The sequence below is a fragment of the Chelativorans sp. J32 genome (genome assembly GCF_000518985.1).
Classification (GTDB): domain Bacteria; phylum Pseudomonadota; class Alphaproteobacteria; order Rhizobiales; family Rhizobiaceae; genus Chelativorans.
Window position 1 is genome coordinate 275,109 of sequence record NZ_JAEQ01000002.1, and the last position, 21,458, is coordinate 296,566.

At 62.7% G+C, this 21,458-nt stretch carries 16 protein-coding genes; all 16 read left to right on the top strand.

What is annotated here, in order from left to right:
* Positions 1–11 precede the first annotated feature (11 nt).
* Positions 12–1,463: a UDP-N-acetylmuramoyl-L-alanyl-D-glutamate--2,6-diaminopimelate ligase gene (locus CHEJ32_RS0104585; protein ID WP_028032803.1), complete on the top strand. Its 1,452-nt coding sequence runs from the start codon at positions 12–14 to the stop codon at positions 1,461–1,463.
* Entirely contained in the window at positions 1,460–2,896 is a 1,437-nt protein-coding gene (locus tag CHEJ32_RS0104590) for a UDP-N-acetylmuramoylalanyl-D-glutamyl-2,6-diaminopimelate--D-alanyl-D-alanine ligase (protein WP_028032804.1), read from the top strand. Before CHEJ32_RS0104585 ends, CHEJ32_RS0104590 begins: the two co-directional genes overlap by 4 nt.
* Before the next feature lie 28 nt (positions 2,897–2,924).
* Positions 2,925–4,007 carry a phospho-N-acetylmuramoyl-pentapeptide-transferase gene (mraY, locus tag CHEJ32_RS0104595; RefSeq protein ID WP_028032805.1) on the top strand — a complete coding sequence of 361 codons (1,083 nt, stop codon included), beginning with the start codon at positions 2,925–2,927 and terminating at the stop codon, positions 4,005–4,007.
* A gap of 5 nt (positions 4,008–4,012) precedes the next feature.
* Entirely contained in the window at positions 4,013–5,416 is a 1,404-nt protein-coding gene (gene murD, locus CHEJ32_RS0104600) for a UDP-N-acetylmuramoyl-L-alanine--D-glutamate ligase (RefSeq protein ID WP_028032806.1), read from the top strand.
* Positions 5,413–6,567 carry a putative lipid II flippase FtsW gene (gene ftsW / locus CHEJ32_RS0104605; protein ID WP_028032807.1) on the top strand — a complete coding sequence of 385 codons (1,155 nt, stop codon included), beginning with the start codon at positions 5,413–5,415 and terminating at the stop codon, positions 6,565–6,567. Before murD ends, ftsW begins: the two co-directional genes overlap by 4 nt.
* 1 nt (position 6,568) lies before the next feature.
* Complete coding sequence (murG, locus tag CHEJ32_RS0104610) at positions 6,569–7,696, top strand: undecaprenyldiphospho-muramoylpentapeptide beta-N-acetylglucosaminyltransferase (RefSeq protein ID WP_028032808.1); 1,128 nt, start codon at positions 6,569–6,571, stop codon at positions 7,694–7,696.
* A complete protein-coding gene (gene murC, locus CHEJ32_RS0104615) occupies positions 7,693–9,090 on the top strand; it encodes a UDP-N-acetylmuramate--L-alanine ligase (RefSeq protein ID WP_028032809.1) in 1,398 nt (465 codons plus the stop codon). Before murG ends, murC begins: the two co-directional genes overlap by 4 nt.
* Complete coding sequence (gene murB / locus CHEJ32_RS0104620; RefSeq protein WP_028032810.1) at positions 9,087–10,052, top strand: UDP-N-acetylmuramate dehydrogenase; 966 nt, start codon at positions 9,087–9,089, stop codon at positions 10,050–10,052. Before murC ends, murB begins: the two co-directional genes overlap by 4 nt.
* 326 nt (positions 10,053–10,378) lie before the next feature.
* The gene (locus CHEJ32_RS0104625; protein WP_028032811.1) at positions 10,379–11,305 is read left to right on the top strand and encodes a D-alanine--D-alanine ligase; all 927 of its coding nucleotides are present in this window, start codon (positions 10,379–10,381) and stop codon (positions 11,303–11,305) included.
* Complete coding sequence (locus CHEJ32_RS0104630; protein ID WP_084032673.1) at positions 11,293–12,192, top strand: cell division protein FtsQ/DivIB; 900 nt, start codon at positions 11,293–11,295, stop codon at positions 12,190–12,192. Before CHEJ32_RS0104625 ends, CHEJ32_RS0104630 begins: the two co-directional genes overlap by 13 nt.
* A complete protein-coding gene (gene ftsA, locus CHEJ32_RS0104635) occupies positions 12,189–13,502 on the top strand; it encodes a cell division protein FtsA (RefSeq protein WP_028032813.1) in 1,314 nt (437 codons plus the stop codon). Before CHEJ32_RS0104630 ends, ftsA begins: the two co-directional genes overlap by 4 nt.
* 63 nt (positions 13,503–13,565) lie before the next feature.
* A complete protein-coding gene (gene ftsZ / locus CHEJ32_RS0104640; protein WP_028032814.1) occupies positions 13,566–15,230 on the top strand; it encodes a cell division protein FtsZ in 1,665 nt (554 codons plus the stop codon).
* Between the two features lie 228 nt (positions 15,231–15,458).
* The gene (lpxC, locus tag CHEJ32_RS0104645) at positions 15,459–16,442 is read left to right on the top strand and encodes a UDP-3-O-acyl-N-acetylglucosamine deacetylase (protein ID WP_371179777.1); all 984 of its coding nucleotides are present in this window, start codon (positions 15,459–15,461) and stop codon (positions 16,440–16,442) included.
* Between the two features lie 173 nt (positions 16,443–16,615).
* Entirely contained in the window at positions 16,616–17,482 is an 867-nt protein-coding gene (locus CHEJ32_RS0104650) for an outer membrane protein assembly factor BamD (RefSeq protein WP_034657841.1), read from the top strand.
* Positions 17,483–17,493: 11 nt separating this feature from the next.
* Positions 17,494–19,170: a DNA repair protein RecN gene (gene recN, locus CHEJ32_RS0104655; protein WP_028032817.1), complete on the top strand. Its 1,677-nt coding sequence runs from the start codon at positions 17,494–17,496 to the stop codon at positions 19,168–19,170.
* 136 nt (positions 19,171–19,306) lie between these two features.
* Entirely contained in the window at positions 19,307–21,418 is a 2,112-nt protein-coding gene (gene ligA / locus CHEJ32_RS0104660; protein WP_028032818.1) for an NAD-dependent DNA ligase LigA, read from the top strand.
* Positions 21,419–21,458: the final 40 nt, after the last annotated feature.

Here is a 21,458-nt window from a genome sequence, read left to right on the forward strand (position 1 = left end):
AATGGATTGCGATGAAGCTGGGCGAACTTGCCGATATCCTGCCGTATAGCGGGCCCCTTGCGGGTGATACGAACATATCCGGTCTCGCATCGGATTCCCGGCGGGTGACTGCCGGGAACGTTTTCTTTGCGCTGCAAGGCTCGAAGGCGGACGGCACCGCCTATGTCGCCGACGCCGTGCAGCGCGGTGCCGTGGCCATCGTTGCCAGACCCGGCACCATCCAAGATCTGGGTGTTCCCATCATCGAGGCCGAAGACCCCCGGCATGTGCTGGCGCTTGCGGCAGCCCGCTTCTATGGCGCGCAGCCTTCAACAATGGTCGCGGTTACGGGGACCAGCGGAAAGACGTCCGTCGCCTCCTTCACCCGTCAGATCTGGGAACAAGCGGGCTTTGCCGCTGCGTCGATCGGCACGACCGGCGTCGTGGCGCCGGGACGGGAAGAATACGGCGAGCTGACCACGCCAGATCCGGTCTCTCTCCACCAGCTCCTGCGGGAGCTTTCCGATGCAGGCGTGACCCACGCTTCCATGGAGGCTTCGAGCCACGGGCTCGATCAGCGCCGTCTCGATGGGGTGAAGCTTGCTGCCGGCGGCTTCACGAATCTCGGCCGTGACCACATGGATTATCATCCGACTGTCGGACACTACCATCAGTCCAAGATGCGGCTCTTCGATACGATTCTTCCGAAGGAGGCGCCGGCCGTTATCTTCGCGGACGATCCCTGGTCGGAACCCACAGAGAAGGCAGTTCTCGCCGCCGGTCTCGATCTTCGCACCGTAGGCCGCAAGGGAACTTTCCTCACCATCAAGCGCGTCGAGCATGAGCGCCATAGGCAGCGTACCGAGATCGAGCATAAGGGCACGATCTATGAAATCGTGCTGCCTCTTGCCGGGGATTTTCAGGTCGGCAATGCGCTGGTCGCCGCGGGGCTCGCCATCTCCACCGGTCTCTCTCCCGATAAGGCGCTCGCTGCGTTGGAGCACCTGAAGGGTGCGTCGGGCCGTCTCGAACTCACCGGCGCGACGGAAGATGGCGCGCAGGTCTATGTGGATTACGCCCACAAGCCGGACGCGCTGGAAAACGTGCTTCAGGCGGTGAGGCCCTTCACGACGGGACGAGTGATCGTCGTCTTCGGCTGCGGCGGCGACCGCGACCCCGGTAAACGGCCCATCATGGGTGAAATCGCGCGGCGGTTGGCTGATGTGGTCATCGTGACGGACGACAATCCACGTTCGGAAGACCCCGCGACGATTCGCAAGGCGATCCTCGAAGCCGTGCCGGATGCGACGGAAATCGGCGACCGGCGCGAGGCCATCCGCACCGCCGTTTCCATGCTCCACTCGGGCGACACATTGATCGTTGCAGGCAAAGGCCACGAGATCGGCCAGGAGATCGCGGGCCAGAAATTCCCGTTCTCGGACCATGAGGAGGTGCGACGGGCGCTAAAGGAGAGAGCGGCGTGACGCTTCTTTGGACCTCGGATGAGCTGGTTGCTGCGGTCGGCGGCCGCCCTTTCGGGACGCTCCCTGAGGGTGTGACCGGCATTTCCATCGACAGCAGAACCTTGCAGCGCGGAGAAGCCTTCTTCGCCATCAAGGGCGATCGCTTCGACGGGCATGACTTTGCCACCTTTGCCATGGCTGCCGGTGCCGGCCTGCTCGTCATTTCGGAAGAGAAGCTGCCGGCGCTCGGCCGCCTCACGGTGCCGAAAGTGGTGGTTCCGGACGTCCTGAAGGCATTGCGGGATCTTGCGGTCGCCGCCCGCAAGCGCAGCCATGGCAAGGTGATTGCCGTCACCGGTTCCGCCGGCAAGACCACCACCAAGGAGATGTTGCGACACGCATTGTCGAGCGTTGGCACGGTGCATGCCGCCGACCGCTCGTTCAACAATCACTGGGGTGTGCCCCTTTCGCTCGCTCGCCTGCCTGCCGATGCCGACTACGCCATCTTCGAGATCGGCATGAACCATCCCGGCGAGATCGAGCCGCTGACGCAGCTCGTAAAGCCGCATATAGCGATCATCACTTTGATCGCGGCAGCGCATCTCGGCCATTTCAAGAGCCTTGACGAGATCGCCGAGGCAAAGGGCGAGATCTTCTCCGGCGTCGTGCCGGGAGGCCATGCGATCCTCAATCGAGACGACCAGCGCTTCAAACTTCTCGCCGATATGGCGGCAGAGGCCGGGATCAAGAATATCTGGGGTTTTGGTGAGAATGTGCGCTCACATTTCCGGCTTGCGCATTACGAACCGGAAGGCAACCGTTCGGCCGTCGCGATCAAGGTGGCCGGCCAGGAACTCGTCGGGCGTATCGGCGCTCCGGGGCGGCACATCGTTCAGAACGCGCTCGCCGTGATCGGCGCCGGCTATCTTGCTGGTGCGGACGTTTCGAAGCTTCTCGCAGCCCTCGGCGATTTCTCCGCCGAAGAAGGCAGGGGCAGGATGCATCGCCTCAGCCTCGGTGAGGGCACGATCACCCTGATTGATGAAAGCTACAATGCAAATCCCGCTTCGATGAAAGCCGCCTTGCAGGTGCTGGACCACTCTCCGGTGTCGTCCGGCGAGGGGCGCCGCATTGCCGTCCTCGGCGACATGCTGGAACTGGGCGTTCATTCGGAGAAGCTTCATACGGCCCTCGGCGACATCATTGCGGCGACCAGGACGGATGTTCTTCTCCTAGCGGGAACGGAGATGAAGGCGCTTGCCGACAATCCGCCGGCCGGCCGGCTGGTGGAATACAGACCTTCCGTGGAGGAGTTGCAGTCGCTTCTCTTCGAGGTGCTCCGCCCGGGGGATACAGTCATGATCAAATCGTCAAAAGGCATCGGGTTTTCCAGGCTGGTCGATGCACTTCTGAAAACATATCCGGCAGCGGTCGATGAACCGGACCGGGCTTAATGGGCCGGCAGTCGCGGGGGCTATTTAGATGTTGATGCTGCTTGTTGAACTCGCCGATGAGTTTTCGGTGCTGAACGTCTTTCGCTATATCACTTTCCGCACCGGCGGCGCGTTGATAACGGCGGCGTTCATCGTGTTCCTGTTCGGGCCCGCGATCATCAATTCGCTGCGTCTTCGCCAGGGTAAGGGCCAGCCCATCCGTGCGGATGGGCCGCAGACCCATTTCAAAAAGGCCGGTACTCCCACCATGGGCGGCCTGATGATCCTTTCGGGTATCCTCGGCTCTTCCCTCCTGTGGGGCAATCTTTCCAGCGTTTATGTCTGGGTGGTGCTGATGGTCACCGTGGGGTTCGGCGCGATCGGCTTTTACGACGACTATCTGAAGGTCACCAAACAGTCGCATCTGGGCTTCTCCGGAAAATCCCGGCTCGCGCTGGAGTTCCTGATTGCAGGGTTCGCCGCCTGGGCGATCATGCGCGCCGGACAGGCTCCGTTCTCCTCCTCGCTCACCTTTCCGTTCTTCAAGGAGCTTCTGCTCAATCTAGGCATATTCTTTATTCCCTTCGCCGCCTTCGTGATCGTCGGCGCAGGCAATGCGGTGAACCTCACCGATGGCCTCGACGGACTTGCTACAGTGCCGGTGATGGTGGCGGCGGCCTCCTTCGGCGTGATCGCCTATCTCTCGGGCAACGCGATTTTCGCGGATTATCTGCAGATCCACTTCGTGCCTGGGACGGGCGAGCTTTCGGTCATTCTCGGCGCCGTTATCGGTGCGGGTCTCGGCTTCCTCTGGTTCAACGCACCGCCTGCCGCGATCTTCATGGGGGATACCGGCTCGCTTGCGCTCGGTGGCCTGATCGGCACGGTGGCGGTAGCAACCAAGCACGAGATCGTGCTGGCCATCATCGGCGGTCTCTTCGTGATCGAGATCCTCTCGGTCGTCATCCAGGTGGCCGTTTTCAAGATGACGGGCAAGCGCGTCTTCCTCATGGCACCCATCCATCACCATTTCGAAAAGCTTGGCTGGACCGAGAGCCAGGTCGTCATCCGCTTCTGGATCATCGCCGTCGTTCTGGCGCTGATCGGGCTTTCCACCTTGAAGCTGCGGTGACGCGAATGATCCCCGCCACCACCTTCCATGGCAGGAAAGTAGCGCTTTTCGGGCTCGGCGGCTCGGGTCTGGCGACTGCCCATGCGCTGGTTGCCGGCGGGGCCGAGGTGCTTGCCTGGGACGACAATCCGGAAAGCGTGGCCAAGGCCGAGGCGGAAGGAGTCGCAACGGGAGATCTCCGCGAAGCGGATTGGCACTCGATCCACACCCTCCTTCTTGCTCCTGGCGTGCCGCTTACCCATCCCCGCCCGCATTGGAGCGTCGAATTGGCCGAGGCGGCCGGCGCCGAGATCATCGGCGACGTGGAGCTTTTCGTGCGGGAGCGGCGGGCGCATGCCCCGCAGGCTCCGCTGGTGGCGATCACCGGCACTAATGGAAAATCGACGACCACGGCGCTCACGGCCCACATTCTCAGGAATGCCGGGCGCGATACGCAGATGGGCGGCAATATTGGCCGTGCGGTGATGACGCTCGACCCACCTGCGCCCGGTCGCCATTACGTGGTGGAGTGTTCTTCGTATCAGATCGATCTTGCACCGACCCTGGATCCGACGGCCGGCGTTCTGCTCAATATCACACCAGACCATCTCGACCGCCACGGCACGATGGAGCATTACGCCGCGGTGAAGGAGCGCCTGGTGGCAGGCAGCGACACGGCGATCATCGGTGTGGACGACGAATATTGCCGCGCCATTGCCGACCGGCTCGAGAAGGCGGGCGGTAAGGTGCTGCGGATCTCCGTCACCAGAACGCTTGAAAACGGATTTTTTTCTGAAGGCGCGCAGCTGATGCGTGCCGAGGGGGGCAGGGCAGAGCCGCTTTTCTCGCTTGAAGGCATTGGATCGCTGCGAGGACGGCACAACGCCCAGAACGCGCTTGCCGCTGCGGCCGCATGCCTTTCCTGCGGCCTCTCGCCTGCGGAAATCCAGGCGGGTTTTGCGAGCTTCCCGGGGCTCGCGCACCGTATGGAGCAGGTGGGCCGGCTCGGCCATGTTCTGTTCCTCAACGATTCAAAGGCCACCAATGCCGATGCCGCCGCGCCGGCGCTTTCGTCCTTTCCGCGGATCTACTGGATAGCTGGCGGGCTACCCAAGACGGGCGGCATCGAAAGCCTGAGGCCGTTCTTTCCGCGCATAGCCAAAGCTTACCTCATCGGCGAAGCAGCACCCGCCTTCGCGGCCACGATCGGAGAGGCGACAAGCTACGAGATCTCGGGTACCATCGCCGCCGCTGTCGAGCACGCCGCGCGGGATGCGGCCGATGATCCTGCGGGCGACGTGGTGGTCCTGTTATCGCCGGCCTGTGCGAGTTTCGATCAATTCAGGAATTTCGAGGTCAGGGGAGAAGCGTTCCGTGATGCGGTGCGCGCCCTGCCGGGCATCGAACTCATTGGGGAGAAGAGGGCATGATCAGCCGTACCGACCGCAGCATGGTGGCGAACTGGTGGTGGACCGTCGACCGATGGTTCCTCGCTGCCTTCCTCTTTCTCATGGGGCTCGGCATCGTGCTCTCCTTCGCGGCAAGTCCGGCGGTTGCCGAACGCATCGGCCTTGAGAGCTACCATTTCGTGACGCGCCAGATCGTGTTCATGATCCCTGCATTGATCGTGCTGATCGGCGTTTCCTTCCTCGATCCGCGCCAGGTTCGCAGGCTCGCCCTGGTGATGCTCTGCGTTGCGCTTATTCTGATGGTTGCGACGCTCTTCTTCGGGATGGAGGTCAAAGGATCCAGGCGCTGGATCCATGTCTTCGGCCTATCGATCCAGCCTTCCGAATATATGAAGCCTGCATTCGTGGTCATCTGCGCGTGGCTCTTCGCCGAACATGCGCGGCAACCGGAGATACCCGGCAATCTCTTCGCCATGCTGCTTCTGGGCCTGGTCTTGGCCTTGCTCGTCGCCCAGCCGGATCTCGGTCAGACCATGCTCGTCCTCAGCACCTGGGGCGCCATGTTCTTCATCGCCGGAATGCCGTGGCTATGGATCATCGTGCTCGGCGCATTGGGTGCGGTCGGGGCGGTCGGCGCCTACTCCGTCTTTCCGCACGTGGCGGAGCGGATCGATCGGTTCATCACCGGCGAGGGCGACACATATCAGGTCGACATGAGCCTTGAGGCGATGACGCGCGGGGGCTGGCTCGGCCAGGGGCCGGGCGAGGGTTCCGTGAAGCGCATCCTGCCGGACAGCCACACCGACTTCGTCTTCGCGGTTGCGGGCGAGGAATTCGGCTTGATCATGTGTCTGCTCATCCTCGCCCTCTTTGCCTTCGTCGTCCTCAGGGGGCTTTCGATCGCGCGCAAGCAGGAGGATGATTTCACCCGCTACGCTCTCTCCGGGCTGGTGGTGCTGTTCGGTCTTCAATCCATCATCAACATGGCCGTGAATGTGCGGATGATGCCGGCCAAGGGCATGACGCTGCCGTTCATCTCCTATGGCGGCTCCTCGCTCGTGGCGATGGCGATCTCCATGGGCTTCGTTCTGGCGCTTGCGCGCAGACGCCCCGAAAAGCGCCGCCCCGTGAGCTTCTCGGCCATTTCCGGTAGGGCCGCGGCAGCGGGCTGAGATGGCTGGACGGGCGATTCTTCTCTCCGCCGGCGGCACGGGTGGGCATCTGTTTCCTGCCGAAGCTCTGGCGCATGAATTGCGGGCGCGCGGGTGGTCGGTGCACCTCGCTACCGACCGGCGTGCCGCGCGCTTCGCCGCTACGTTCCCCGCCGATGAGATCCACGCCATCGAATCGGCGACTTTCGGCTCGCGCAATCCGCTTGCTCTCTTGAAGAGCGGTCTTTCCATCTGGCGTGGATTCAAGCAATCCACGGCCTTGATCAATCGCCTGAAACCAGCCGCCGTGGTGGGCTTTGGCGGCTATCCTACCTTGCCGCCGCTTTACGCCGCGACAAGGCGACGGGTCCCCACCCTTATTCATGAGCAGAACGCGGTAATGGGCCGCGCCAACAAGGCGCTTGCACAACGCGTCACTGCAGTCGCAGGCGGCTTCCTCCCTGAAGGGAACGGCCCCTATGCGTCAAAGACGGTCGTGACGGGCAATCCGGTCCGCCCAGCGGTCATTGAAGCGGCGGCCACACCCTATGCACCCGCGGCGGGGCGGAGCGTTTTCCGCCTGCTCGTCTTCGGAGGCAGCCAGGGCGCGCAATATTTCTCCCGGGTGGTGCCCGAGGCGGTCCGCCTGTTGCCCGAGGCGCTGCGCACTCGCCTTCGTATCGTGCAGCAGGCGCGGCCGGAGGACGAAAAAGCGGTGCAGGCCGCCTATGCGGAGCTCGGCGTGAAGGCCGAGGTCTCGCCATTTTTCACCGATCTCGCACGCCGGATTTCCGACGCTCACCTGATTATTTCCCGTTCAGGGGCTTCCACAGTATCGGAAATCGCAGTTATCGGCCGCCCCGCGTTCCTCGTTCCATACCCCCACGCACTCGATCATGACCAGGCCGCCAACGCGGCTGCGCTCGAACGCGAGGGCGGTGCCGAAATCGTACCGCAGGAAAAGCTTTCGGCCGAGCGGCTTCGCGGGCTCCTGGAAGTCGCCATGGGCGCGCCGGAAAAGCTCGCCGTCATGGCTGCTGCGGCGAGAAGCGTCGGCAAGCCGGATGCATCGAGATTGCTTGCGGACCTTGCGGAAGCTATTGCGACGGGTGAAACAGTCGGAGAGTTCAAACGGAGAAGAAGCGCATGAAGATGCCGCAGACAATCGGGATGGTGCATTTCATCGGCATCGGCGGCATCGGCATGAGCGGCATCGCCGAAGCTCTGCATACGCTCGGCTATCGGGTCCAGGGCTCCGACCAGTCTGAGAACGCCAATGTCCTGCGCCTGCGCGAGAAGGGCATCAGAACCTTCATCGGCCATGCGGAAGAGAATTTGGGCGAGGCCGAGGTGGTGGTGATCTCCAGCGCCATCAAGCGCGACAACCCTGAATACGTTGCCGCGCGCGAGAAGCACCTTCCCATCGTGCGCCGCGCGGAAATGCTCGCGGAGCTCATGCGATTTCGCCAGGCCGTCGCGATCGGCGGCACACACGGCAAGACCACGACGACATCCATGGTTGCCGCCCTGCTGGAGGCGGGCGGGCTCGATCCGACCGTCATCAATGGCGGCATCATCAACGCCTATGGAACCAACGCCCGGATGGGGAAGGGCGACTGGATGGTGGTCGAGGCCGATGAAAGCGACGGTACCTTCCTCAAGCTCCCGGCCGATATAGCGGTCATCACCAATATCGACCCCGAGCATCTCGACCATTATGGCTCCTTCGACAAGGTGCGCGACGCGTTCCGCCAGTTCGTGGAAAACGTACCGTTCTATGGGTTCGGCGTCATGTGCATCGATCATCCCGAGGTGCAAGCCCTGGTCGCGCGCATCGAGGACCGGCGCGTCATCACCTACGGTGAGAACCTGCAAGCTGATGTGCGCTTCGAAAACCACCGCATGGAGGAGGGGCATTCCGTCTTCGACGTCGTCATCCGTGCGCGCAAGGGAGATGCGGTGAAGGAGATCAGGGGGCTTCGGCTTCCAATGCCCGGGCGCCACAATGTCTCCAACGCGACCGCCGCAGTGGCAGTGGCTCATGAGCTCGGCATCGGCGAGGAGGCGATCCGTAAAGGCCTTTCCGCTTTCAGCGGCGTCAAGCGGCGATTCACGCTGACTGGCAGCTGGAACGGCGTCAGCATCTTCGACGACTACGGCCATCACCCGGTGGAGATCCGCGCCGTGCTCAGGGCGGCACGCGAGGCGGCAACCGGCCGCATCATCGCCATTGCGCAGCCGCACCGCTATACGCGGCTGCGTGACCTTTTCGACGAATTCTCCGCCTGCTTCAACGATGCCGACACGGTAATGGTGGCGCCGGTCTATGCGGCCGGTGAGGCGCCGATCGACGGTATCTCGTCGGAGGCGCTGGTGGCGAGCCTTCGCGCGGCCGGACACCGCGATGCGCGGTTCATCCAAGGCCCGGAGGCCATTGCGCCCATCGTGCGCGAGGCGGCCAGGGAAGGCGACTTCGTCGTCTTTCTCGGCGCGGGTAACATAACGCAGTGGGCATACGCCCTGCCCAAGGAGCTCGGTTCGTGACACGCGGCTCGGCGCTCATCGATAAGCTTGGCGACCGGTTATCGGCCCTGCGCGGCAGACTCACGCCGGATGCCGGAATGGACAAGATCACCTGGTTCCGCGCGGGCGGGGAGGCGGACGTGCTTTTCCAGCCGCAGGACGAGGAGGATCTCGCCGCTTTTCTAAAGGCGGTGCCTGAAGAAATCCCGATCACGATTGTCGGGATCGGCTCCAATCTTCTAGTGAGGGATGGTGGGATCCGCGGCTTTGTCGTGCGGCTCTCCGCCAAGGGCTTCGGCAATGCCGAGGTGATCTCTCCCACGCGAATCCGGGCGGGCGCGGCGATCCCCGACAAGCGTCTTGCTGCTGTGGCGCTGGAAGCGGGCATTGGCGGCTTCCATTTCTACCATGGCATTCCCGGCGGGCTCGGCGGAGCCCTTCGCATGAACGCGGGCGCCAACGGCGTGGAGACGCGCGAGCGCGTGGTCGAGGTGCACGCGCTGGACCGCAGGGGTGAGCAGCACGTGTTTTCAAATGCCGATATGGGGTACTCCTACCGCTCGTCGAATATCCCCCAGGGGCTGATCTTCACCTCGGCGGTGCTGGAAGGATATGCGGAAGATCGCATGGCGATCCGCACCGCGATGGACGCGGTGCAACATCACCGCGAAACCGTGCAGCCCATCCGGGAGAAGACGGGCGGTTCGACCTTCAAAAACCCGGAAGGCACTTCCGCCTGGAAGGAAGTCGACAAGGCCGGCTGTCGAGGCTTGATGATTGGCGGCGCGCAGATGTCGCCCATGCATTGCAATTTCATGATCAATACCGGCACCGCGACGGGCCACGATCTCGAATATCTGGGTGAGACGGTGCGCGCACGGGTGTTGGAGAATTCCGGCATCAAGCTGGAATGGGAGATCAAGCGCCTCGGTGATTTCAAGCCGGGCCATGAAATCGATCCGTTCCTCGGGCAGTTGCTTTAGCTTCTCATAACGTATTGGTCAGCCAGCGCAGGCGTGGGACGGAGCTTGCGGCAAACGCGTTGTTGCTGCCTTAAAATTGGCTGCAGCCACCCCTAGGATCGGGGGCGGAAAATGGCGCACGCGACGATCACTTTTGGCAAAATTTAGGAAAAATTGAATCCCACGGAATCTCAAGGCCTTGCCACGGAATCAACTCTCTGATTCTTTAGCTAGAAGTGTTTCCTGATTTGAGTCGGCGCGTTCGTTGCCGGGGGCTTTCATCCAAGTGGCAGTTTTTGAGTAGCGAGGGCGCCGCGCGTGTCGCGGCTGGAGAAGGGCATGGATAAATGAAGAAGAAGCATGTGGCCGTGCTTATGGGCGGTTTTTCGTCCGAAAGGCCCGTCTCGCTGTCTTCGGGTAATGCCTGCGCTGCTGCTCTGGAGGCGGAGGGCTACCGCGTTACGCGCGTGGACGTCGCGCGCGACGTTGGGCGTGTGCTTGCCGAGTTGAAACCTGATGTGGCGTTCAACGCTTTGCATGGTCCTTTCGGTGAGGATGGTGCGATCCAGGGGGTGCTGGAATATCTCGGCATTCCTTACACTCACTCGGGCGTGCTTGCCTCTGCGCTGGCCATGGATAAGGATCTGGCCAAGATCGTTGCCATGTCTGCGGGTGTTCCTGTTGCTCCATCTCTGGTCTTGAGCCGGTTCGAGATCGGCAACGAACATCCGATGGAGCCGCCTTATGTGGTGAAGCCGGTTGCCGAAGGGTCGAGCTTCGGCGTCGTGATCGTTCGCGAGGGGCAGGCGAATCCTCCGCAGATTCTTGGGTCTGCCGAGTGGGTCTATGGCGACCGGGTTATGGTTGAGCGCTATGTTCCCGGTCGCGAGCTTACCTGTGCGGTCATGGGCGATCGCGCTCTCGGGGTCTGTGAGATCGTCCCGCTCGGGCATAATTTCTACGATTATGACTCGAAATACGAGCCGGGCGGCTCAAAGCACATTTGTCCTGCGGAACTTTCACCGAATATTTACCAAAAAATAGAAACATTAGCGCTTAGGGCACACCAGGCGATTGGCTGCCGGGGTGTTAGTCGTTCCGATTTCCGTTATGACGACCGGCTTCCCGGGGAGGAAGGGGTTGTCTGGCTGGAGATCAATACGCAACCCGGTATGACGCCGACCTCCTTGGTGCCCGACATCGCCGCCCAGGCGGGGATCGATTTTGGGGCACTGTTGAGTTGGATGGTGGAGGACGCGTCTTGTTCGCGTTGACCTCGGTAGGGAAAGGGCGCTTCGGCGAGGCTGGCATCGTGCTGCCGCGGTGGCTGCGCAAGCCTGCGCGCATGATGCAGCGTCTGCGGTTGGGCGAGAAGCGGCTTCCGCCATTTGCTGCGACCGGGGTAAGTCTGGCTCTGTTCATGGCGACCGGCATCTACGGTGTTATCGAGGGTGGTCATTCGGAAGAGGTGCTGAAGGCGGTCACCTCCCGGGTCGGCTTTGCGATCAATGATGTGGAGGTCGCCGGAAATCGGGAATCCTCCGAGATCGATGTGCTTCAGCAAGTGGGCCTCGATGGTTGGACGTCGATGGTGGGCTTCGACGTGCGCGAGGCCAGGCAGCGCATATCCGAGCTTCCCTGGGTCGAGAGCGTAGCCGTCCGCAAGGTTTATCCCTCGACGCTTGCGATCGAGATGGTCGAGAAGAAGCCATTCGCCCTTTGGCAGCAGGGCAGCCAGATTTCCATCATCGAAGAAGATGGCGAGGTGATCGCTCCCTTCTCCGGTGGTCGTCATGCGTCGCTCCCGCTCGTCATTGGCGAGGGCGCCGACAAGACTGGCCCGCAATTCATTTCGCAAGTCGAGAGGGTGCGGGGACTTCAAGGGCGCGTGAAGGCTTATATCCGCGTGGCCGACCGGCGGTGGGATCTGCGGCTCGACAACGGCGTCACGATCAAATTGCCGGAGAAGGGCGTGGAGACGGCGCTGGCTGAAGTCTCACGGCTCGATGCGGAATATTCGCTCCTTTCCCGCGATATTACAGCGGTTGATCTCAGACTGTCGGACCGGTTGACGGTGGCGCTCGCCCCGGAGGCTGCCGAGATGCGCAAGAAAGAGTTCGAAGAGATGGAGCGGAAGCGCAAGAAGGGAGCCCGCACATGAGTTGGCTCCTTGGCAATCGCGGGGCGGCCCAGCGCTCAGGCATCATCACGGTGCTCGATGTGGGATCGAGCAAAGTGTCGTGCATCATCGCCAAACTGCTGCCCGACGAAAATATGCGCGCGCTGCCCCATCGCACGCACCGCATCAGGGTTGTGGGCATCGGCCATCAGAAGTCCCAAGGCGTCAAGTCCGGCGTGGTTGTCGACCTTGATCGCGCGGAGCAGGCCATCCGGCTTGCCGTAGATGCCGCCGAGAGAATGGCCGGGCTGACGGTGGATTCGCTCATCGTCAACGTATCGGCAGGGCGTATTCGTAGCGAGACCTCTACGGCGACGATCAATCTCGGCGGCCACGAGGTGGCGAATGCCGATATCGCGCGTGTCCTGCTTGCAGGAGCGCGTCAGGCCTTGCGCGCCGAGCGTGAGGTGGTGCACTCCCTCGCGGTCGGCTTCTCGCTCGATCTCGAGCGCGGCATCCGCGATCCGCGGGGCATGATGGGCGATACGCTCGGAGTCGACATGCACGTCGTTACTGCCGACGCGGTGCCGCTCAGAAATCTCGAATTGTGCATCAACCGTGCGCATCTCTCGGTCGAGCGCATGGTCGCGACGCCCTATGCCAGCGGGCTGGCAGCCCTGGTGGACGACGAAGCGGAAATGGGCGCTGCCTGCATCGACATGGGCGGCGGCACGACGACCATGTCGGTCTTCGTCGAAGGAAAGTTCGTCCATGCCGACGCGATTCCGGTGGGCGGCAATCACGTGACCATGGATCTGGCACGCGGCCTTTCCATTCGGCTCGATGATGCGGAGCGCCTTAAGGTGATGCATGGCTCGGCGCTGCCGGCCAGCGCTGCCGATGATCGCGAAATGGTGTCGGTCCAGCCCATCGGTGGCGACGAAATGGACGAGCCGTTGCAGGTCCCGCGTTCGGTGATGACCCGCGTTGTTCGGGCGCGGGTCGAGGAGACCTTGGAGCTGGTGCGGGATCGGCTCAATCGTTCAGGTTATGGCGCCCTTGTCGGGCGCCGCGTGGTGCTCACGGGCGGCGCAAGCCAGCTCGCGGGTTTGCCGGAGGCCGCCCGGCGGCTTCTGGGACGGAATGTTCGCCTCGGTCGGCCTCTTGGTGTTGCCGGCCTGCCTGAGGCGGCAAAGGGGGCAGCTTTCGCGGCTCCCGTCGGCCTCTTGATCTATCCGCAGGTTGCGGAATTCGAGAGTCGGGCGGCGGCAAAGGGCGGCCTATTCATGCGCTCCACAGGGACCGGGGGCAGGTTCCAGCGTGTCGGACAGTGGTTGCGAGATAGTTTTTGACGGGGGAAGAGCCATTAACACCGCAGCGGCGAGGCAGCGGGCAAGGCGGAAAGGACCAGGATTATGACCATCAATCTGAAAAAGCCGGACATTACCGAGCTTAAGCCGAGAATCACCGTCTTCGGCGTTGGGGGCGGAGGCGGTAACGCAGTCAACAACATGATCACCTCGGGGCTTCGCGGGGTGGAGTTCGTCGTGGCGAATACCGACGCGCAGGCGCTGACCATGTCGAAGGCCGAGCGGATCATCCAGCTTGGTGCGCATGTCACCGAGGGGCTGGGCGCCGGGTCCCAGCCCGAAGTCGGCCAGGCCGCTGCCGAGGAATGCATCGACGAGATCCTGGACCATCTCTCGAACACGCATATGTGCTTCGTCACTGCCGGCATGGGTGGCGGCACGGGCACGGGCGCAGCTCCGGTCGTTGCGCGCGCGGCACGTGAGAAGGGTATCCTGACCGTCGGCGTGGTGACGAAGCCGTTCCACTTCGAAGGGCAGCGCCGCATGCGGATCGCCGATTCCGGTATCGAAGAGCTCCAGAAGTGCGTCGATACGCTGATCGTGATCCCCAACCAGAACCTCTTCCGGATCGCCAACGACAAGACCACTTTCGCCGACGCCTTCGCGATGGCGGACCAAGTGCTCTATTCGGGCGTGGCCTGCATCACGGATCTCATGGTGAAGGAAGGCCTGATCAACCTCGATTTCGCGGACGTCCGCTCGGTCATGCGCGAGATGGGAAAGGCAATGATGGGCACGGGCGAGGCTTCCGGCGAGGGCCGCGCGATGGCGGCCGCAGAGGCTGCAATCGCCAACCCGCTTCTGGACGAGACCTCCATGAAGGGCGCGAGGGGCCTGCTGATCTCCATCACCGGCGGTCGCGACCTCACCCTGTTCGAGGTGGACGAGGCTGCGACCCGCATTCGCGAGGAAGTCGATCAGGATGCCAACATCATCCTGGGCGCCACCTTCGACGAGGAGCTGGAAGGCGTCATCCGTGTCTCGGTCGTGGCCACCGGAATCGACAAGTCAGCGCATGATATCTCGTCGCCGCCTTCCGCGATCCGCCAGCCGCAGCGGCCCGTCCAGGTTCAGACGAAGCCTTCGGCCGGTTTCGAGACCCGCGCTCCTGCGCCGCAGCCGGTTGCCCAGGTCGCGCGCGAGACCCAGCCCGAAGCCCACGCGGACGCCCATCACGAGATGGTTGCCGACGCTCTTCGCGTGGCGCAGGGCGGCGGAGGTGCGGCGACGGCGCATGCCATGGCTTTCCAGCCGCAGAGCAGGCTCTTCAAGCCGGCGGCTCCGGCGCCGGAAGCCGTCGTGCGGCCAGTACCCGTCGCACAACCTCAGCCACAGCCGCAGCCGGTCGCACATGTCGAACCCGCTCCTGCACCGCGTATGCCGCGCGTGGAAGACTTCCCGCCGGTGGTTCAGGCCGAGCTTCAGGCCGGTGCTGCGCGCGCCGTCCCGGAGCAGGAGGACCGTGGTCCGATGGGTTTGCTCAAGCGCCTGACCACGGGTCTGTCACGCCGTGAGGACGACAGCCATTCCGCTCAGGCCCCGGAGCCGCGTTTGCGCCAGCCCGATCCGCGCCGCGCCGCCGCGGAAAGCAACATTTACGCGCCGCGCAGGGGGCAGCTTGACGATCAGGGCCGTGTGATGCAGCAGCGGCCGGCCCAGGAAGACGATCAGCTTGAGATCCCTGCCTTCCTGCGCCGACAGGCGAACTGAAGATAACGCATTGTAACAGCGTGGGAGAGAACGGGCGCTCAAGCGCCCGTTTTCGTCTCAGAAAAAGCTTTGGAAACAAAGGATTGGTGCTGGTGGGCGAATCGTCTGACCGGTAACAAAGGGTAAAAAACCGTGATTTGGCCTGCGCCTGCCGCATCACTATCTTCCTGCTGATTCCGGGCAGGGTGCCTATAGCAGGCCTGCCGACGTACAGAGCCGGCCGAAGAGATGAACAACAGGCAAAGGCTGTGGGCAAGCTTGCTGGGGGTAGATTTGTTGGAATATCAGACGACTCTCAAGTCGCGACTTATGCTGTCCGGTGTGGGTGTCCATACGGGCAAGGCAGTCTCCATCCATTTCAGCCCGGCTGATGCCGACACCGGTGTCGTCTTCCAGCGCACCGATAAAGGGGCCTCCGGGAAGCTCATCCGCGCCTTGGCGTCGGAAGTGGGTGCCACGGATCTTTGCACCGGCCTAGGAGACGTGGCGGGTGACCATGTCGCAACCGTCGAGCATCTCATGGCGGCCCTGCTCGGCATGGGCATCGACAATGTCGCCATAGAGATCGATGGTCCTGAAGTGCCCATCATGGACGGCAGTGCCTCCGCCTTTGTCGAGGCTTTCGCTCAGGCTGGCATCGCCCAGCTTTCCGAGAAGCGCCGCTATATCCGCATCGTAAAGCCCGTTCGTTTCGAATCAGGCAGTTCGTGGGCCGAGTTTCAGCCCTATGACGGCACGCGCTTCGAGGTGGAGATCGATTTCGAAAGCCCGGCCATCGGACGGCAATCCTTTGCCACGGATTTCACGCCGGAGATCTTCGCCCGTGAAATCGCGCGCGCCCGCACCTTCGGCTTCATCAAGGATGTCGAGCGTCTCTGGGCCGCTGGCTATGCACTCGGTTCCTCGCTCGAGAACTCCGTGGTGATCGGTGAGGATCATCGGGTCATCAACATGGAGGGCCTGCGCTATCCCAACGAATTCGTCCGCCATAAGATGCTGGACGCGGTGGGCGACCTGGCGTTGGCCGGTGCGCGCTTTATCGGCTGTTTCCGCTCTTACCGCGGGGGCCACCGCGTCAATGCGGCGGCACTTCGCCTTCTGCTCACGGACCGTTCGGCGTTCGAAATCGTGGAGGCCACCCGGCGAGGCCGCGGGCGCGGCGCAGAGATGATCGCAGTCAACGCGCCGCTCTACGCACCCTGGGTGCTGTAGACCGTTCTCCTGTGGATTGTGCGCATAATCGGGTTTCAATTCACAGGCATGGGCGAACTGTCTGGTATTTCGCCACAAAAATGTGCCAATAGCGCCTGATAGCGTTGCCGCGTCTTTGCTTTCTGCATATGACTGCACATCTTGGTTCCGCCATCCAAAGGAACGGACTGCGAATGTTTTTGACACGCCCTGCCAGCAGTTTCCGCCGGCCCCGGCCTCATGCGCTGGCTTTTGCGGCGATCGCCGCTCCCCTTTTGCTGGCTGGTTGCAACGCGGAGAAGGATTTGGATCTCTCGACCTATGTCGAGCAGACCGAGCCTGCCGACGTGCTTTACAACCAAGGCTTGGCAAATCTGAATGCCGGCCGCATGAGAGAGGCCGTTGCCAAGTTCGAGGCGGTCGATCGGCAGCATCCCTATTCGGAGTTCGCCCGCAAGGCGCTCATCATGAACACCTTTGCCAATTATCGGCAAGGCAAGTACACGGATGCGATCAACGCCGGTAAGCGTTACGTAACGCTCTATCCCACCAGCGAAGATGCGGCCTATGCTCAATATCTCGTCGGCCTGAGCTATTTCCGCCAGATCAAGGACGTGACGCAGGATCAGCGTGAGGCGCGCCTGACGATCGAGACCATGCAGCAGGTGGTCGATGTCTGGCCTGACTCGGAATATGTGGCGGACGCACAGGCGAAGATCCGCTTCGCGCGCGACCAGCTTGCCGGCAAGGAGATGCAAGTTGGCCGCTATTATCTTGAGCGGCGCGAATATATCGCTGCGATCCGCCGCTTCCGCGGCGTGGTCGAGAATTACGGCAATACGCGTCACGTCGAAGAAGCTTTGGCACGCCTGGTAGAAGCCTATCTCGCCATGGGCATCGCTTCCGAAGCGCAGACCGCGGCCGCTGTCCTCGGCCACAATTTCCCGGACAGCCAGTGGTACAAGGATTCCTACGCGCTTCTGCAATCCGGTGGCCTTGAGCCGCGGGAAGACAAGGGCTCCTGGATCTCCAGAGCCGCTTCGGTCATTACGGGGGGCTAGCGCCGGCGCCCATGCTGTCGCACCTTTCGATCCGCGATATCGTCCTGATCGAACGGCTCGACATCGATTTTTCGGCCGGTCTCTCGGTGCTTACCGGTGAAACCGGCGCCGGCAAGTCGATCCTGCTTGATTCTCTCTCGCTCGCCCTGGGAGCTCGGGGCGATGCATCGCTTGTGCGGCACGGGGCGGAGCAGGGGCAGGTGACTGCCATTTTCGACGTGCCGGTGATCCATCCGGCGCGCGAAATCCTGCGAGAGAATGCCATTGATGACGAAGGCGATATCATTCTAAGACGCACCCAGGCGGTGGACGGCCGTACGCGTGTCTTCATCAATGATCAGCCGGCGAGCGTGGCTCTCATGCGCCAAGTGGGCCGGGCTTTGGTGGAAATTCACGGACAGCACGACGAACGCGCTTTGGTGGATGCCTCCGCGCACCGGGAACTCCTGGATGCGTTCGGGGGGCTCGGCTCTCGTGTGAACGCCGTGCGCACGGCTTGGCGTGATTGGCGGCAGGCGGAGCAGGAGCTTGCACGCCACCGTGCCCGCGTGGAGGCAGCGGCACGCGAGGCCGATTTCCTTCGGGCGTCAGTGGAGGAATTGTCCAAGCTCGATCCGGAACCGGGCGAGGAGACGGAGCTCGCCGACGAGCGCGCGCGCATGATGCGCGCGGAGAAGATCGCGGCCGATATATCGGACGCGCAGGAAGTCTTGTCGGGGAACAATTCGCCCGTTCCGGCACTCGCAAGCCTCCTGCGTCGGCTTCAGCGCAAGTCCCAGGAGGCGCCGGGCCTGCTCGAAGAGATCGTCACGTCGCTCGACGAGGCCCTCTTGTCGCTCGATGCCGCCCAAAGCGCCGTCGATGCCGCGATGCGGGCAAGCGAATATGATCCCGACCGTCTGGAAAAAGTGGAGGAGCGGCTGTTCGCGCTGCGCGCGGTCGCCCGGAAGCACAATGTGCAGGTGGACGACCTAGCAGCTTTGCGCGACCGGATGGATGCCGATCTTGCCGATCTCGACGCCGGTGGTGAAAGGCTCATTCTCCTGGAAAAGGAGGCGAAGGCTCGCCGTGCCGCTTACGACGATCTTGCGGCGCTTTTGTCGGAAGAACGAAGGCGCACTGCCGAAGTGCTGGCTGATGCGGTGATGGCCGAGTTGCCGGCGCTGAAGCTGGAGCGAGCGCGCTTTATCGTGGAAATCCAGAGCGAGCCTGACGATCGCATGGAGGAGGGCATCGATCATGCCGAGTTCTGGGTTCAGACCAACCCCGGCACGCGGCCGGGCCCGATCATGAAAGTAGCCTCGGGCGGTGAGCTCTCGCGTTTCCTGCTTGCACTCAAGGTGGCCCTTGCCGATCGGGGTTCAGCCCCGACGCTGGTCTTCGATGAGATCGATACGGGCGTGGGGGGCGCAGTGGCGGATGCCATCGGCCAGCGCCTTGCACGTCTGGCAGAGCGAATCCAGGTGCTTTCCGTCACCCATGCGCCGCAGGTGGCCGCCCGTGCGAGCACCCACTATCTGATCGCCAAGAATGGCGGCCATGACCGGGTGACCACCGGGGTTGCCGTCATGAACGCTGCCCAGCGACAGGAGGAGATCGCGCGCATGCTCGCCGGCGCCACGGTCACCGACGAGGCCCGCGCCGCCGCCGAACGCCTCCTGCGCGAGAACGCGGCACTGGCGGGGTAGGCCAACCGCATCGAACCGGTCAATCTGTGGAGATCGATCGAGAATGGCAGGAGCGGTTGGTTGGGTTTCGTAAGCGCTTGAGCCACTCGCGTCAAAAGCCATATGGTAGCGGCCCAACGAATCCGGATCGCTGCCCATGACCACAGCCAAGATCCCCGTCGAACAATTGACGGAGGACCAAGCCAAGGACGAACTCGCCCACCTCGCCAAGGAAATCGCCGAGCATGACCGGCGCTATCATGCCGAGGATGCGCCGACCATTTCCGATGCCGAGTACGACGCGCTGCAGCGGCGCAATCTGGCCATCGAGCAGTTCTTCCCGCATCTCATCAGAGAGGATTCGCCCTCCCGCCGCGTCGGCGCTCCGGTATCGGGAAAGTTCGAGAAGGTAAGGCACAAGGTGCCGATGCTCTCGCTGGACAATGCCTTCAGCGACGAGGATGTCATCGACTTCGTTGCGCGAATTCGCCGCTTCCTGAAGATGGAAGCACATGCGCCGATAGCAATGACGGCCGAACCCAAGATCGACGGCCTGTCACTTTCGATTCGCTACGAGAACGGGCGGCTCGTCTCCGCTGCGACCCGCGGGGATGGACAGGTTGGCGAGAATGTCACGGCCAATGCCCGCGTCGTCGCCGATATCCCGACAGTGCTCGCGGGGGATATTCCCGAGGTCCTGGAGGTGCGCGGCGAGGTCTACATGACCCATCGCGACTTCCTAGCGCTCAATGAGCGCCAGCGTGCGGAAGGCAAGCAGACTTATGTAAATCCGCGCAACACGGCAGCCGGCTCGCTGCGCCAGCTCGATCCCTCCATCACTGCGGCACGCCCGCTCAAATTCTTCGCATATGCCTGGGGAGAGGTGAGCGAGATGCCGGCCCAAACGCAGATGGGCATGGTCGAGGCGCTGAAGAGCTACGGCTTCAGGACCAACGAGTTGATGTGCCTGTGCGAGACTGCGCGCGAATTGCTCGAGCACTACCATGCCATCGAGGAACGGCGTGCCACGCTCGGCTATGACATCGACGGCGTGGTTTACAAGATCAACGATCTGGCTTTGCAGCAGCGGCTGGGCTTCGTCTCGCGCAGCCCGCGCTGGGCTGTCGCGCACAAGTTTCCGGCGGAAAAGGCATTCACCATCCTGCGTGGGATCGACATTCAGGTAGGCCGAACCGGTGCGCTGACGCCCGTCGCCCGGCTGGAGCCCGTCACCGTGGGCGGGGTGGTGGTCACCAATGCCACGCTGCATAATGCGGAGGAGATCGAGCGGCTGGGGATCAAGATCGGGGACACCGTTCAGGTCCAGCGGGCGGGTGATGTCATCCCGCAGATCCTTGGCTATGCGGAAGACCGCCGCCCCGCGGATGCAAAAGATTTCGTTTTTCCCACGGTCTGCCCGTGCGAACTCAAGACGCCGGTGGTGCGTGACGCGACGGCCGGCGGAGGGGAGGGAGTGGTCAGGCGCTGCTCGGGCGAGTTTGCGTGCCCCTTCCAGCGTATCGAGCACTTGCGCCACTTCGTTTCGCGCCGTGCCTTCGACATCGAGGGGCTGGGCGAGAAGCAGATCGAGTTTTTCTTCCACGATCCCGACCTGCCGGTCAAAAGCCCCGCGGATATCTTCACGCTTGCAGAACGCGATGCGACAAACTTCAAGAAACTCAAGGACAAGGAGGGGTGGGGCGCTGTCTCTGCCAGCAATCTCTTCTCAGCCATAGAGGCGCGCCGCACCATTTCGCTCGACCGCATGATCTATGGGCTCGGTATCCGCCATGTGGGCGAGCGTACGGCGGTGACGCTGGCGCGCGGTTACGGTTCCTGGAAGGAATTCCACGACGCGGCTCTCGCAATCGCCGGTGGAGACATTGCCGCACGCGACGAAATGGATGCGCTCGAAGATATCGGCGATGCCGTGATCGATGCAATCGCCACTTATTTTGCCGAGGAGCACAATCGCCGGCTCGTGGAGGCGCTTGCGGCGCAGGTGAACGTGCTGGAAGCGGAACGGCCGGTCGCCGACTCGCCGGTTGCGGGCAAGACCATCGTGTTTACCGGAGCGCTCGAACGCATGTCCCGGGACGAAGCGAAGAACATGGCCGAACGGCTGGGGGCGAAGGTCGCGGGCTCCGTTTCCTCCAAGACGGATCTCGTTGTGGCAGGCCCGGGCGCGGGTTCCAAACTGAAGAAAGCGGCTGAACTCGGTGTCGAGGTTATCGACGAGGATACCTGGTTCCAGAGGATTGGCGGATAGGCTGTTTTATCAGCGCATCTCATCGATGCCTCAATGGAAT

What these genes read in the sequence shown, in the direction of transcription:
- ftsW (WP_028032807.1), top strand. Translation starts at nt 5,413, where the DNA reads ATGATCAGCCGTACCGACCGCAGCATGGTGGCGAACTGGTGGTGGACC.
- ligA (WP_028032818.1), top strand. Translation starts at nt 19,307, where the DNA reads ATGACCACAGCCAAGATCCCCGTCGAACAATTGACGGAGGACCAAGCC.
- murC (WP_028032809.1), top strand. Translation starts at nt 7,693, where the DNA reads ATGAAGATGCCGCAGACAATCGGGATGGTGCATTTCATCGGCATCGGC.
- murG (WP_028032808.1), top strand. Translation starts at nt 6,569, where the DNA reads ATGGCTGGACGGGCGATTCTTCTCTCCGCCGGCGGCACGGGTGGGCAT.
- ftsA (WP_028032813.1), top strand. Translation starts at nt 12,189, where the DNA reads ATGAGTTGGCTCCTTGGCAATCGCGGGGCGGCCCAGCGCTCAGGCATC.
- mraY (WP_028032805.1), top strand. Translation starts at nt 2,925, where the DNA reads ATGTTGATGCTGCTTGTTGAACTCGCCGATGAGTTTTCGGTGCTGAAC.
- lpxC (WP_371179777.1), top strand. Translation starts at nt 15,459, where the DNA reads ATGAACAACAGGCAAAGGCTGTGGGCAAGCTTGCTGGGGGTAGATTTG.
- murD (WP_028032806.1), top strand. Translation starts at nt 4,013, where the DNA reads ATGATCCCCGCCACCACCTTCCATGGCAGGAAAGTAGCGCTTTTCGGG.
- ftsZ (WP_028032814.1), top strand. Translation starts at nt 13,566, where the DNA reads ATGACCATCAATCTGAAAAAGCCGGACATTACCGAGCTTAAGCCGAGA.
- CHEJ32_RS0104650 (WP_034657841.1), top strand. Translation starts at nt 16,616, where the DNA reads ATGTTTTTGACACGCCCTGCCAGCAGTTTCCGCCGGCCCCGGCCTCAT.
- CHEJ32_RS0104585 (WP_028032803.1), top strand. Translation starts at nt 12, where the DNA reads ATGAAGCTGGGCGAACTTGCCGATATCCTGCCGTATAGCGGGCCCCTT.
- recN (WP_028032817.1), top strand. Translation starts at nt 17,494, where the DNA reads ATGCTGTCGCACCTTTCGATCCGCGATATCGTCCTGATCGAACGGCTC.
- CHEJ32_RS0104625 (WP_028032811.1), top strand. Translation starts at nt 10,379, where the DNA reads ATGAAGAAGAAGCATGTGGCCGTGCTTATGGGCGGTTTTTCGTCCGAA.